This window comes from Brunnivagina elsteri CCALA 953 (genome assembly GCF_002289455.1).
GTDB classification, from domain to species: Bacteria; Cyanobacteriota; Cyanobacteriia; order Cyanobacteriales; family Nostocaceae; genus Brunnivagina; species Brunnivagina elsteri.
This window is the reverse complement of the sequence record NZ_NTFS01000164.1, coordinates 1-13819: the sequence shown is the minus strand read 5'-3', so window position 1 is coordinate 13819 and position 13819 is coordinate 1. Positions and strand designations below refer to the sequence as shown.

At 41.2% G+C, this 13819-nt stretch carries 12 protein-coding genes; 7 read left to right on the top strand and 5 right to left on the bottom strand.

Annotation, left to right across the window (positions count from 1 at the left end; genetic code table 11):
• The first annotated feature begins 702 nt into the window (after positions 1-702).
• Positions 703-1119 carry a hypothetical protein gene (locus tag CK510_RS15400; protein ID WP_095722540.1) on the top strand — a complete coding sequence of 139 codons (417 nt, stop codon included), beginning with the start codon at positions 703-705 and terminating at the stop codon, positions 1117-1119.
• Positions 1120-1280: 161 nt separating this feature from the next.
• On the opposite strand, the gene CK510_RS15395 is transcribed toward CK510_RS15400, so the two are convergent.
• Positions 1281-2318 carry a DMT family transporter gene (locus CK510_RS15395; RefSeq protein ID WP_095722539.1) on the bottom strand — a complete coding sequence of 346 codons (1038 nt, stop codon included), beginning with the start codon at positions 2316-2318 and terminating at the stop codon, positions 1281-1283.
• Between the two features lie 179 nt (positions 2319-2497).
• On the opposite strand from CK510_RS15395, the gene CK510_RS15390 reads away from it, so the two are divergent.
• On the top strand, positions 2498-3175 hold the full coding sequence (locus CK510_RS15390; RefSeq protein ID WP_095722538.1) for a response regulator transcription factor: 678 nt from the start codon (positions 2498-2500) through the stop codon (positions 3173-3175).
• Positions 3176-3291: 116 nt separating this feature from the next.
• On the opposite strand, the gene CK510_RS15385 is transcribed toward CK510_RS15390, so the two are convergent.
• The 3 genes from CK510_RS15385 to CK510_RS15375 form a co-directional block, all read right to left on the bottom strand.
• Entirely contained in the window at positions 3292-4707 is a 1416-nt protein-coding gene (locus CK510_RS15385; protein WP_095722537.1) for a sensor histidine kinase, read from the bottom strand.
• Positions 4704-5423 (bottom strand): DUF4079 domain-containing protein, encoded by a 720-nt coding sequence (locus tag CK510_RS15380; RefSeq protein ID WP_095722536.1) that lies wholly within the window; start codon positions 5421-5423, stop codon positions 4704-4706. The genes CK510_RS15385 and CK510_RS15380 overlap by 4 nt, the downstream gene beginning before the upstream one ends.
• 94 nt (positions 5424-5517) lie before the next feature.
• Positions 5518-5973: a DM13 domain-containing protein gene (locus CK510_RS15375; RefSeq protein ID WP_095722535.1), complete on the bottom strand. Its 456-nt coding sequence runs from the start codon at positions 5971-5973 to the stop codon at positions 5518-5520.
• Between the two features lie 238 nt (positions 5974-6211).
• On the opposite strand from CK510_RS15375, the gene CK510_RS15370 reads away from it, so the two are divergent.
• Positions 6212-7456, top strand: a complete 1245-nt coding sequence (locus CK510_RS15370; RefSeq protein ID WP_095722534.1) for a GAF domain-containing sensor histidine kinase — start codon at positions 6212-6214, stop codon at positions 7454-7456.
• A gap of 75 nt (positions 7457-7531) precedes the next feature.
• Here CK510_RS15370 and CK510_RS32795 read toward each other — a convergent pair whose 3' ends face one another.
• Positions 7532-7717, bottom strand: a complete 186-nt coding sequence (locus CK510_RS32795) for a hypothetical protein (RefSeq protein ID WP_211293203.1) — start codon at positions 7715-7717, stop codon at positions 7532-7534.
• Positions 7718-7760: 43 nt separating this feature from the next.
• On the opposite strand from CK510_RS32795, the gene CK510_RS15365 reads away from it, so the two are divergent.
• The 4 genes from CK510_RS15365 (at position 7761) to CK510_RS15350 (ending at position 13576) form a co-directional block, all read left to right on the top strand.
• Complete coding sequence (locus CK510_RS15365; protein ID WP_095722541.1) at positions 7761-10748, top strand: type I restriction endonuclease subunit R; 2988 nt, start codon at positions 7761-7763, stop codon at positions 10746-10748.
• A 254-nt stretch (positions 10749-11002) separates the two neighbouring features.
• A complete protein-coding gene (locus tag CK510_RS15360) occupies positions 11003-11590 on the top strand; it encodes an endonuclease domain-containing protein (protein WP_095722533.1) in 588 nt (195 codons plus the stop codon).
• Positions 11583-12416 (top strand): PDDEXK nuclease domain-containing protein, encoded by an 834-nt coding sequence (locus CK510_RS15355; RefSeq protein ID WP_095722532.1) that lies wholly within the window; start codon positions 11583-11585, stop codon positions 12414-12416. The genes CK510_RS15360 and CK510_RS15355 overlap by 8 nt, the downstream gene beginning before the upstream one ends.
• Positions 12417-12430: 14 nt before the next feature.
• Complete coding sequence (locus tag CK510_RS15350) at positions 12431-13576, top strand: RNA-guided endonuclease InsQ/TnpB family protein (protein ID WP_245912169.1); 1146 nt, start codon at positions 12431-12433, stop codon at positions 13574-13576.
• Positions 13577-13819: the final 243 nt, after the last annotated feature.

Here is a 13819-nt window from a genome sequence, read left to right as displayed (position 1 = left end):
TTTTTTGAGTATATCCGCGATCGCATTTCTTTGATCGGAAATATCCCATCTTTGGGCAGTATTATTCGGGACAAATCTTCGCTTAACCCGTTTGGTTGGTCGTGGATGCCAGAATAAATCTTTACCCCGAAGTATTGATGGGATACCATTTTTCTTTCCCTTTTTTATGTTGCTTTCTTCTCTTACTCAAAAATTTTAGATATGACTGATTAATCACCACAAAGGATAATATCTGAGAGCAATGCGATCGCAGCAAAACAAATTCATGCTAGATAAAGGTTTGGCAATAATGAACGCACTGCTTGTGAGAAATGCGGGTACAGTAGGGATGGGGTTTCCCCATCCCTACTTATGAGTGATAGATAAATCTATAAATTGGGATATTTTATTTTCTGGAAGTCCCTAAGCTTGTTCCAATCTTATCATTAGTGAGGACGGGGAAACCCCGCCCCTACAATTTTGGGTAATTTTTTTTAACTGACTTATACCTTTTACTTTTCTGGGGTAAGAAGTCAGTTTCTCGAAAACCTCGATTATCTGTAATTTAAATCACATTTAGTCTGAGAACAAAAACAGTTAGCTTTTAACTTCTATTCAATTTCTTCTCAGCAAATTCTCAGGTAAGGGGTTGATACTAATAAATAACAGAGGGATTCGATTTCGCATCCATCTAACACTTCTTAATTTAAAGGAATCAAAATCATGAATTTGAAAACAATTGTCACCACTGCTGCTTTCACAGGTTTAGTTACTATTAGTGGTGCTACGCTGAATACAATTAGTCCACAATCAAATCAAGCATTTGCCAAAGAAGCAAAAGTTATGCTTTCACAAGCTACATCGAAAGCAGAAATGAAAGATGCAACGGGTTTAACTGTTGCTAAAAAAATTGAAATGCTGACTAAACATAAAGGGATGTTTGGTAGTGGTGATCAACTGCGTCGTTATTTCTTCGGGGATTTAGAACCAATTGCTGTGCAACCTGGTGGTGCAGGTATGGTTGTAAATTTGTACAACAAAGCTAACAATACTACATTTGCTTATTGTGCAACTTATGATGTAGTTGTGGCAATTAAAGAGGGTAAAGTTAAAGCTTTTGCTCCTAGTGAAGTGAAGTAATTTATTATTGGTTTATTAATTGAATATAACTAATTTTTAATTGATATACCAGTCCAAAATCATTCATAAAAATATAATTTATGTAGAGACTTAGTAATGCTATGTCTCTACAATTTGTGTTTTTCAAGATTGGACTAAAATTGGGATATATCCGAATAATATTACATTCCTTTAAATCCAATTTCACCCTCAATTTCTCTTAATTTTGCTATCGAATCATTCTGTGATTGTTGTCGGGAAATTCCAAATTGACTGATAATAATACCAAGAAAAATTACTGCCCCACCAATATACTGTGCAAAAGTGGGAGACTCACCCAAAATTAGATAAGCAGCAACAACTGCGACAAGAGGAGAAAAAGAACCAATTAAAGAAGCTTGGGATACGCTAGTAGCTCTTAAACCAGTAACCCAACATGACTGACCAACTACTACAATTATAGGACCATAAATTAACATCCATTTCCATAGAAAAGGCGAAAATATATCCATAAAATGATTTTGTCCGTATACAATTAAGGCTATACAAAAAAATAGTATTGTTCCCAAAACTGTACGGTAGATACTATAAATTCCTAAAGGTATCCTTGAAAGTTTTGCCTTGCTAATAATTGTAGAAGCAGCCAAAGCCACAGATGCGATCGCAGTCAAAATTTCCCCAGTTCCAAAGCTGAACAAATCTTTCATCTCTACCATGCTTTGAACGTTACTTGGTAATGAGATGGTGAGGAATACCCCAAAAAAAGAAACTATTGCACCAATTATTTCCCAAAAATGAACTCGCGATCGCAACAACCAAATCGAAAAAGCTAAAGTTAAAGGTGGTTCTAATCTACCAATTAAAACAACATTATTAACGTCAGTTATTGCTAGGGCTTGAAAAATTAAACCAGGAGCAATTGCTCCACCCATAATCGAAGCTAGAGTCAAATATAACCATTTATTTTGGGAAATTTGCTGTAATCTGCTTAGTCTAAATTGTCGTCCATAGACAATTAGTAATACTAGTAAAGCACAGAGATTCCCTACAAATAAAACATTACAAAATGAAACCGGATTATGACCATTCACATATTTTTGGGCACCAATTTCTGTGAGCTTGCGAGTGACAGAGTTTGCCGCACCAAAGATGATAATGGCACACCACAAATAAAATTGACCAGGTAATTTATGTATGAGTAAAATAGGTGGTATCCGCATTGATCTTCAGGAATAGGTAATTAAAGCTAATTTTAATTTTAGACTCATTTGAATTGTACAAGGCTTTGTGTTACATTGCTGTTCATCAATTTTATAGATATATTACTCTTGCCAATATAGAAGCATTTCTCAACTAATTTTCTGCTATTCTAAACTTGCCGGATTTGTAAGTCTAAACTATGACAGCACATATTCTCTTGGTAGAAGACGAAGTTAAACTAGCTCGATTTGTGGAATTGGAATTAACTAGTGAAGGTTATCAGGTTAGTGTTGCCAATGACGGGATGACTGGATTGACTTTAGCACGGGAATCTAAACCAGATTTGGTAATTTTGGATTGGATGCTTCCTGGATTAACTGGGGTAGAACTTTGTCGTCGTTTGCGCTCGACGGGAAGTAAAATTCCTGTAATTCTTTTGACAGCGAAGGATGAAATTAGCGATCGCGTTGCAGGTTTAGATGCTGGAGCTGATGATTATGTTGTTAAACCTTTTAGTATTGAGGAATTATTGGCAAGAATTCGCGCTCATCTACGTCGGATAGAGGAAAATAAGCAAGATACGGATATTTTACAGTTTGAAGATTTGAGTTTAAACCGTCGTACTCGTGAGATATTTCGAGATAAACGAGCTATAGAATTAACAGCAAAGGAGTTTGATTTATTGGAATATTTGATGGGTAATCCCCGTCAAGTTTTCACTAGAGACCAAATTTTAGAAAAAGTTTGGGGTTATGATTTTGTGGGTGATTCTAATGTTATTGAGGTTTATATTCGTTATTTGCGAATCAAGTTAGAAGAAAATAATGAAACACGTCTGGTTCATACAGTGCGAGGTGTAGGTTATACTTTGCGATAAGCGGAGCTTAATGCTGAAAGCATATCGCATTAGTTTTCAGCTTGTTAATGGCGTTTTTTACATACATGATTATATGAAAAGAAAATACGCGATCGCTTAACTATATAAAAATAATTTTAGCAAGGCAAACTTACTGTAAATACACTTCCTTCACCTAACTTAGAACGAACGCTAATGCTACCACCCATTTTCTCTACAAGCGTCTTGGCAATTGATAAACCTAAACCAGTACCATTCGAGTGAGTACGGGCTGTATCTACGCGATAGAATCGCTCGAAAATATGTGATTGATTTTGCAAGGGAATGCCATAACCTTTATCACAAATTTGAATTATTACCTGATTTTTAATCTGGTGTAAGTTTACATTTATGGGAGTATCAGGGTCAGAATATTTTACAGCATTATCAATCAAATTTAGTAATATTTGTTTGATGCGATTACTATCTGCTTTTATAGTTATTGGATTATTTTCTATTTCAATTGTAATCTCCCTTGAACTATTTTGCTGTGCCATACTCACAATTTCAGTAACAATATCATCCAAAATACAGGGTTCTTTACTTAATTGCAAATAGCCGCTATCTGCCCTCGCTAAGTCGAGCAAGTCCTGTAATATGTGAATTGTGCGTTCTGCTTCCGATGCTGCTGTTAATAAAGCTTCCTTTTGAATTTCTGTCAAATTTTGCTGTCTTCTCAAGATACTTTGTAAATATCCATGTACAATCGTTAATGATGTTCGCAACTCGTGGGAAATATTACTGGTAAATTGTCTTTCTTTTTCCCAAGCATCGGCAAGACGAGATAGCATCATATTTACAGTTTGAGCTAGTTCCTTAACTTCGCTGGGGGCATTATTCAGATATAGCCGTGCTTCTCCTAAATCTTCTGCCTGAACAGCCTCTGTCATACGACTAATTTGACGTAGAGGTTGAAGGGAATAGCTAACATAAAATGCAATTCCTCCTGATATCAAAATAATTACTAAAATAGTCGCGATACCCATGCTTTGTATCATTGCTACAAACATAGCTTGGTCACGGGTGATATCTTGGGCAATAGAAACTTTTCCTAATACCTTACCTCGTATTTTTAGCTCACCACCACATAACACATAAGAATGACCTTTAATATGGTAAACTTCAGGTACTAAAGGCATTTTGGTCAGATTAATTAACTCATTAGCATAAGTATCAGATGATGGGTTAAAGTTGCTAGATTTTGCCAAAAGAGTATTATTAGTATTTGTTATCCATAATAGTGTATTGTTAGTTTCCCTGTTACTTATTGCCTTTTCTAAAGCCGTTGTGAAGGGTAACATTTGGCTATAAACTTCCACATCAAGCGGCAAACGAGAGGCAATTTGCTCCATGTTTTCTTTGTGACTATTAATTAAAAGTTGCTGCATTTTCCAGCCTGTCCATGTGGTAAGACCACCCAATCCTAAAGCCGAAAATACAGCAATTCCAATTGTGAGACGAACTCTTAATGAAGAAGGATTAATTTTAGGAAAAATTCGACTGAATCGGTTCACTTTGGTATTTCCAAATTAGGCGTAGGACAGGTTTTATTTACAAAATCACATTTATAAACGTAGGGTTCTTGCCAACTTAGAGGAATTTCTAGTAAATCTCGCGTTCCTGTCATTCCTTGACCAATAAATAATAACAAGGCAAGGCAATTTAGAATAGTATGAATAACACGCCAACGATGTGATTTATCTTTATAAATTTCTGGGACAATCGCTAAAGAAAATATCATCAACATTGCGGCAACAATTCCAATATAGTAATGTGACCAATACCATTCATTATCGCGGCGAAATACTCCATCTTGGAAGCCAAGAATTACTATCCCCGCACCAGTTAAAGTTGCAAATACACCCCGCCATAACTTATTATTGGCACGATAAAGGAATACTAAAGATGTAATAGTTGCCGCAAACATTAACAGGATGAAAACTACTTGAAAAGGTGTTTTGTTCCATAATTGATTCTTGATAATATTTTTGCCAATTGGATAAATCAATCCTAACAAAGTTAACCCTACAACCGAACCCGTTAGCCAGTTTCCCAACCGTCTATGCTCCGTACCACTAACGGGGGGAATTTTGCTTTTACCTCCATTCATTGTTTGCAAGCGACGCTGACGGGTTGACCATGCGAAATTGACCACCATCCCAATCAGAGGAAATACGAAAAATACTGCGATCGCAGGATGGACTAGGGCAAGAAAATCTGCTGTTTCCATATAACTCCTTTCTTTGATACACCTGTTTTTTAACTAGTCAAGACGTTATGTTACAACCTCTCGACAACAAATACTTACATGGCAAATAGTATAACTAACCATTCAAAGTTGCAAAGCCAAAAGTTGCATTAAACTGCCGACACCATACTGCTACAGATTTAAAATCCGCCAAATTTACATTTTCGGGAATTGCGTAACGTTGAGTACCTTTAGTTTTTTGTAAGCGAGCAATACTTTTGTAATCTTTTTCTTTAATTCCATAGATTGGAACAGTGCGATCGCGATGTAAAATTACGAATAAGTCTGGACCATTATCGGTTTTAAAGCTTTTGTCAAACTCTAGATAAGGTTTCCCTTGGTAAGTAATAACACGGATATTTCCTTTAATTGGGTGTTCTCCCGCTTGAAACATCGCAGTTTTTGTCGCTGTAGTTTGAAGATGGGTTTGGTTCTCTTTCTGCGCGGATAAAGCTGTTTCGACATAAGCTAAATTTAAACCTAAATTTAAGGATGTAACGAGAGTGAGAATGGTGATATGTTGTAATTTCATGGCTTGCTTGTCCTTTTTTTTGACTCTAAGGACAATTTAAACCATCTTCGCGATCGTTAAATTAATTTAAGCTGAGAATTGGTTTAGAACTTGTGATGTTTTCAACGTTATATTTCTGAGTCGCAGTGAGGAAAGTTAAAATTACTGTATTTAGAGAATACCAAGAAATAAATTATCACAATCACATAATATTCTTGTAGAATCATTGTTAAGTTAATTATTGAGAGTAGTAAATAAAATGTCTTTGCAAAACCAGCCGTGGCAGCGAGAGTTACGCGCAATGGCACTTTTATCTACTTTGAACTACCGCACTGGTAAATTAAATAGCTATTTAGATAATATTGCTAGGGGAGTTAGCGAACTAATTGGGGTAGATTGGTCTGTAGTAACCCTCTGCCAAGAAGGGTTTGAGAAAGTACTAGCAAGCAGTGTTGATATGGGAGAAGGTGAGCATATTTACTCATTACATGGTCAACTAACTGGTACTGTGATTCAAATGGGTTGCTCATTAGCGGTAGAAGATGCGACGGAGAATCGAGAATATGGTGAACCTCCAGAAGGTTATCGCTCCTATTTAGGAATACCGTTGCGAACTGCCCAAGGTGAAGTAATTGGTACTATTTGTTCGTTTCATCAGCAACCACGTAAGTTTAGCAAAGAAGAAATGCAAATTGTGGAATTGTTTGCCGAACGTGCTGCTACTGCGATCGATCATTATCATCTTTATGAGCAACAATGCAAATTTAATCATGTTTTAGAAGCTGAAGTAGAAAAACGTACAGCACAATTACGAGATGCACAAAATCAGCTTGTGGAACAAGAGCGTTTGGCAGCGATTGGTGAATTTGCAGCAATAATTGTGCATGAAATTCGCAATCCCCTAACGACAATGATGATGGGGTTGAAGTATTTTCAGAAAACTATTTTGGTTAAAGCTGCCCAAGAGCGTTTATCGTTATCGCTTGATGAAGGTAGTCGTTTGCAACGTTTGCTGGGTGAAATTTTGCTTTATGCTAAACCTCAGATATTACAGCTTTGTGAATTGGATGTAAATGAATTTATTAGTGAGTTGCTGATATCAATTCGTGAAATGCCGGAAGCTCTGGAGAGGCAAATTGAGTTTATTCCAATCTCATCTACGGTCAAAATTTTGGCAGATAAAGATAAATTAAAACAAGTATTTATTAATATTGTTCGTAATGCTTGCGAGGCTATTTCAGCAGGAAATATGGTGAAATGCTTAGTTGAGACTGATGGCAAAAATAAAGTTGCTATTAATGTTCATAATGGTGGTGAAGCAATTCCCAAAGAGGTTTTATCAAAGTTGACTCAACCGTTTTTCTCAACAAAAGCTGACGGTACTGGGTTGGGACTTGCTATCACTAAGCGCATTGTTAATGCTCATGGTGGAGAATTATCGATTCAGTCTGAATCTGGTTGTGGTACTACGGTTACTGTGCAATTACCTACTCTTAGTAAATAAGGGAGTGCAAAAAATAAATTACCCAATAATAAATAGACATCTGGTTATATACTAAAAACTGGTTACAACTATACTTTATAGATTGGATAAAAACCTTAAAGATGCTTCCTTCGTCAGCATGACAAAAGTTAAGTTTTTACCCGTGGGGTAGTATAATAAATAGTTATGCTCACCAGTCGCACTAGCAGTAAATTCCCGCAGAGGATACTTACGACTGGACAATGTGAAAATAATGCTGGTCAAGGTGGTTCGTTCTGGCATTATAGTCAGTAAGGTGCTGACCAAGAATCCCAAAGAGTGGTTAATGACGGAACAACAAATCGAACAAAACCTGATCGAAAAACTGGTCGATCTCAAATATACCCACCGCCCCGATATCCGCGACAGGGCGGCTCTGGAGCAAAATTTTCGCAGCAAGTTCGAGGCGCTGAACCGTGTACAGCTTACTGATGCCGAATTCGCCCGCCTGCGCGATGAGATTATTACTGCTGATGTGTTCAGTGCGGCTCAGGCGCTACGGGAAAAGGGTAAGTTCACCCGTGAAGACGGTACACCGCTGGAATATATGCTGGTGAACATCCGCGACTGGTGCAAAAACGATTTTGAAGTCATTACCCAACTACGCATCAACACCGACAACAGCCACCACCGCTATGATGTGATTTTGCTGATCAACGGCGTGCCAGTGGTACAGATCGAACTAAAAAACCAACCGATCAGCCCGCGCCGCGCTATGGAGCAGATCGTTAATTACAAAAATGACGCTGGCAATGGTTATACGAACTCGCTGCTTTGCTTTATGCAGTTATTTATTGTCAGCAACGAAAGTGATACTCGCTACTTCGCCAACAACCGCAACCAGCATTTTAGGTTTAATGCCGACGAGCGCTTTTTGCCCATCTATCAGCACGCGGATAAAGACAACCGCAAAATTGCCCATTTGCACGACTTTGCCGAGGATTTTTTGGGCAAGTGTCGGCTGGGGCAGTTGATCAGCCGCTATATGGTGTTGGTGCAGAGTGAGCAGAGAATTTTGATCATGCGCCCTTACCAAATCTATGCGGTCAAGGCGATCGCGGATGCGATTCACCAGAACCGGGGCAATGGTTACATCTGGCACACTACGGGCAGTGGTAAAACCCTGACCTCGTTTAAGGCTTCGACGCTGCTGAAGGATAATCCTGATATTGAAAAATGCTTGTTTGTGGTCGATCGCAAAGACCTCGATCGCCAGACCCGTGAGGAATTCAATAAATTTCAGGAAGGCTGTGTGGAGCAAAACACCAATACCGAAGTGCTGGTGAGGCGGATGTTATCGGAGGACTACGCTGATAAGGTGATTGTCACTACGATCCAGAAGCTGGGGCTGGCACTAAATGAAAGTAGTACACGCAACAAGCAACAGCAAAAAAGCGGCAAACTGACCTACAAAGAACGGCTAGAACCGATACGTGATAAGCGCATCGTCTTGATTTTTGATGAATGCCATCGATCGCAGTTTGGCGATAACCACAAGGCGATTAAGTCGTTTTTCCCCAAGGCGCAGCTATTTGGCTTTACTGGCACGCCGATCTTTGATGAAAATGCTAGCTATCAGCAGATCGATGGTGAAGTTGGCTCCTTTAAGACCACCCAAGATATTTTTGAGAAAGAACTGCACGCATACACCATTACCCACGCGATCGAAGACAAAAATGTGCTGAGTTTTCATATTGATTACTTTGGCAAGGATGGTGAAAACAAATCGAGAAACAGCCAGAACCCGCCACCCGAAAAGGTAATCAACGCCATCCTGACCAAGCACGACAGCGCTACTAATCAACGACGTTTTAACGCCATACTTGCCACGGCTTCGATCAATCACGCGATCGCATATTACGATCTATTTAAAAGCATTCAGACCCAACGAAAGAAAGAGGATGAGAGCTTTGCGCCGTTGAATATTGCCTGTGTGTTTTCGCCTCCGGCAGAAGGTAATAAGGATGTGCAGCAGCTACAGGAAGACCTGCAACAGGAAAAAGCTGATAACCAGCAAGAGCCGGAAGCTAAAAAAGCGGCGCTCAAGAGGATCATTGATGACTATAACCAGCAGTATGGCAGTAACCACAGCATTAATGAGTTCGATCTGTACTATCAGGATGTGCAGCAACGGATCAAAGATCATAAGTACAGCAATGCGGACTATCCACGCAAAAACAAGATCGATATCACGATCGTGGTGGATATGTTGCTGACGGGGTTTGATTCTAAGTATCTCAATACGCTGTATGTGGATAAAAATCTCAAACACCACAGCTTAATTCAGGCTTTTTCGCGCACGAATCGCGTGCTAAATGACACCAAGCCTTGGGGCAATATTCTCGATTTCCGTTATCAGGAGAGCGAGGTGGATGCGGCGATTCAACTTTTTTCGGGTGCGGATCAGGGCAAGGCGCGGGAAATTTGGCTGGTGGATGCGGCTCCCAAGGCGATCGCGCAGTATGAAAAGGCGGTGGAGCAACTGGAGAGCTTTATGCAGTCGCAGGGGTTGGCTTGTGAGCCGTCGCAGGTGGTGAACCTGAAGGGGGATACGGCGCGGGCGGAATTTATTAACCGCTTTAAGGAGGTGCAGAAGCTGAAGACGCAACTGGAGCAATATACCGACCTTGACGAGATGAGTCAGCAGCAAATTGAACAGAAGCTACCGACGGATCGGCTCCGCAGCTTTAAGGCGATGTATTTGGATACGGCGCTGGAGCTAAAGGGCAAGCAGGGTAAGACGGATGACCCAGATAATGCGGTGGAGCAACTGGAGTTTGATCTGGTGCTGTTTGCTTCGGCGGTGATTGACTATGACTACATTATGGGGTTGATTGCGAAGTCTACTCAGCGGGCTGGCAAGCAGAAGCTAACTCGATCGCAATTGATTGAGATGATCGGCGCTAATGCGAATCTGTTGGGGGAGCGCGATGACATTATTGCTTATATTAACAGTCTCCCGGTGGGGCAGGCGCTGGATGAGAAGCAAATCCGCGCGGGTTATCAGGAGTTTAGGGCGGGGCAGGCGGCGGCTCGGCTTGGGGATATTGCGGCAGGGCATGGGCTGGATGGTGAGGCGCTGCAAGGGTTTGTCGATCGGATTATGGATCGGATGATTTTTGATGGGGAACAGCTTACGGATTTGCTGAGTCCGTTGGGGTTGGGCTGGAAGGCGCGGCGGGTGGCGGAGTTGGCGCTGATGGCTGAGTTGGTGCCTTATTTGCAGAAGTTGGCTGATGGGCGCGAGATTTCGGGGTTGAATGCGTATGAGTAGAACCCCGGAGACCACCCCGCCCTTCGGGCACCCCTCCAAGGGAGGGGAATTATTCCCCTCCTTTGGAGGGGTGGCAGGCGCAGCCTGACGGGGTGGTTAATTCCCCTCCCTTGGAGGGGTGGCAGGCGTAGCCTGACGGGGTGGTTAATTCCCCTCCCTTGGAGGGGTGGCAGGCACAGCCTGACGGGGTGGTTCCATGCCGCAGTCTGACGAAGTAGTAAATCTGGACGATCGAACTCAAACCAATTAGTTATATGCGTGACACTCAAAAATATATGTCTCTTCCCTATAACCCAGCCCTAAAGGATCGGGCGAGGGCAATGCGTCGGGCTGGGAATTTGGCTGAGGTTTTGCTCTGGAATCAGCTTAAAAGAAAACAGTTTTTGGGTCTGGATTTCGATCGCCAGAAAATCATTGGGAACTATATCGCCGATTTTTACTGTGCTGAAAAGGCTGTGGTGATTGAGGTGGATGGCAGTAGCCATGATAATAAGGTTGAATACGATGCTCAACGGGATGCTTTTTTGATGGGGTTAGGTTTAACTGTGATTCATTTGCGGGATGGTGAGGTGAAGGGGAATATGACGGGTGTTATGGATTTTTTGCGAGGTCATCCGGCGTTTGGTAATCCGGAGACCAACCCGGAGACCACCCCGCCCCTTCGGGGCACCCCTCCAGAGGAGGGGAATAATTCCGTAAATTCCCCTCCTTTGGAGGGGTGGCAGGCGCAGCCTGACGGGGTGGTTAATTCCCCTCCCTTGGAGGGGTGGCAGGCGCAGCCTGACGGGGTGGTTAATTCCCCCGCGCAGCCTGACGGGGTGGTGGAGGTGGGTGATGAGTAGGCTAATCGACAATACTCAAAGTTTCAGCACGCTACTGCAACAGATTCAACGATCGCAACAAAAAGCTCTCGCCCAAGTAAATACTGCATTGATTGACCTTTATTGGCAGGTGGGCAAAACCATCAGCGAAAAAGTACAAAATGAGGCTTGGGGTAAGGGTGTGGTGCGGGAGTTGGCGCATTACATCGCGCAAAATGCACCAGATATTAAAGGCTTTTCTGATAAAAACCTGTGGCGGATGAAGCAGTTTTATGAGACTTATCAGGGAGATGAAAAACTTCTAGAACTAGTGCAAAAATTGCCGTGGTCGCACAATCTGGCAATATTTTCGCGCTGTAAAACGCTAGAGGAACGCGCTTTTTATTTAACGATCGCATCCAGCGAAAAATACAGCTTTCGTGAGCTAGACCGTCAAATTTCGGTCAGCTTGTTTGAACGCACAGCCCTGAATGCGACAAAACTCTCAACACCGTTGAGAGAATTACATCCCAATTTAAGCGGTACTTTCAAAGACAGTTATGTGTTGGAGTTTTTGGGATTACCAGAAGCGCACAGTGAAAGCGAGTTACAAACAGCACTGGTGCAACAGATGAAGCAGTTTATTCTGGAACTGGGCAAGGATTTTATCTTTGTGAGCGAAGAATACCGTCTTCAGGTAGGCAATCAGGATTTTTTCATTGATTTGCTCTTTTTTCATCGAGGTTTGGCGGCACTGGTGGCGTTTGAGTTGAAAATTGGTACGTTTAAGCCTGATTATTTGGGGCAGCTTAATTTTTATTTGGAGGCGCTGGATCGGGATGTGAAAAAGCCGCACGAAAACTGCTAACTAGTAAGTTTGACTTGATTTACGAAAAATCTGTTAGTAAATCACTAGTTGCTCAATCTCTGCCATCAACCCCGATGCAACAAACTTTGATGTCAGTAACCGAGGCTTTTAAGTCTTTTAAGGAGCTACGGTCTTTGTTCCTCAAAGGTCAATTGCATTTTAAGCCCCAAGCACCCAATTACTTAACAGGTTATAAACTATTCAAAGTAGCTTACCCAAATTCAGGAGGGCAACGACCTAATCTGATTGATGGTCAACTTAGATTTTCTTTAGGATTAACTGTCAGACGTTGGTTTGGTATTTCAGAGTTTGTTCTGCCAATGCCATCAAACATTGATTATTCTAAGGTTAAAGAGTTTACTATTCTTCCTAAAAATGGTGCTTTCTACCTTGAAATGTCCTACGAAATCGAAAAGCAAAAGCATAATTTAGATATCAATCAAGCTTTATCGATAGACTTAGGTACTGCTGATAATTTAGCCGCTTGCGTTGATACGCTTGGCAATTCCTTATTGATTGATGCTCGTGCTATGAAAGCGATGAATCAGTTGTGGAATAAAAAAGTATCAACCCGCAAGGAAGGAAAGTCAGAAGCATATTGGGATAACTGGCTAGACAAAGTAACCCGTAAACGCAACCATCAAATGCGAGATGGGATTAACAAAGCCGCAAAACTAATTATTGACCATTGTCTAAAATACGGCATTGGAACATTAGTAATTGGTTGGAACGAGGGATTTAAAACTAGTTCCGGCATGGGACGGGTTAATAATCAAAAGTTTGTTCAGATGCCTCTGGGTAAACTCAAAGACAGATTGAACCAACTATGTAATTTGCACGGAATTAGATTCCAGGAAACCGAAGAATCTTACACGTCAAAAGCATCTTTCTTAGATGGAGACTCCCTACCTATTTACGGTCAAAAACCGGAGGGGTGGAAAGCATCAGGTAAGCGCGTTGAACGTGGGTTGTATCGGTCAGCCAATGGGTCAATTATTAATGCTGACCTGAACGGGGCGGCTAACATTCTAAGAAAAGTAGCCAGCAATCTAAGCATAGACTTAGGCTTACTGGGTAGACGGTCTTTGACAACCGTAGCGAGAGTTAGACTTTGGGTGTTACCTAAGTTTACTCTGTCCGCAGAATCTCAGTGGCTTTAGCCCTGAGAGTGTCAACCATAGCCAAAAATTTTTGAGATTGAGCGGGATTTTTTGGTATTTTGGCGTTCGCGTAGCGACTCCCTTGGAGCATTGCTGTTCATTGCTGTAACTATACTAAAAACGGTTAATAATTATACTTTTTATCTGCCAAACCTAATATTTCTTAAGCCTCTCCCCTTAGTAAGGGGAGAGGTTGGAGGTTCTATATTAGTTAAATTTTAAGCCGTTCGCAGTATATATACA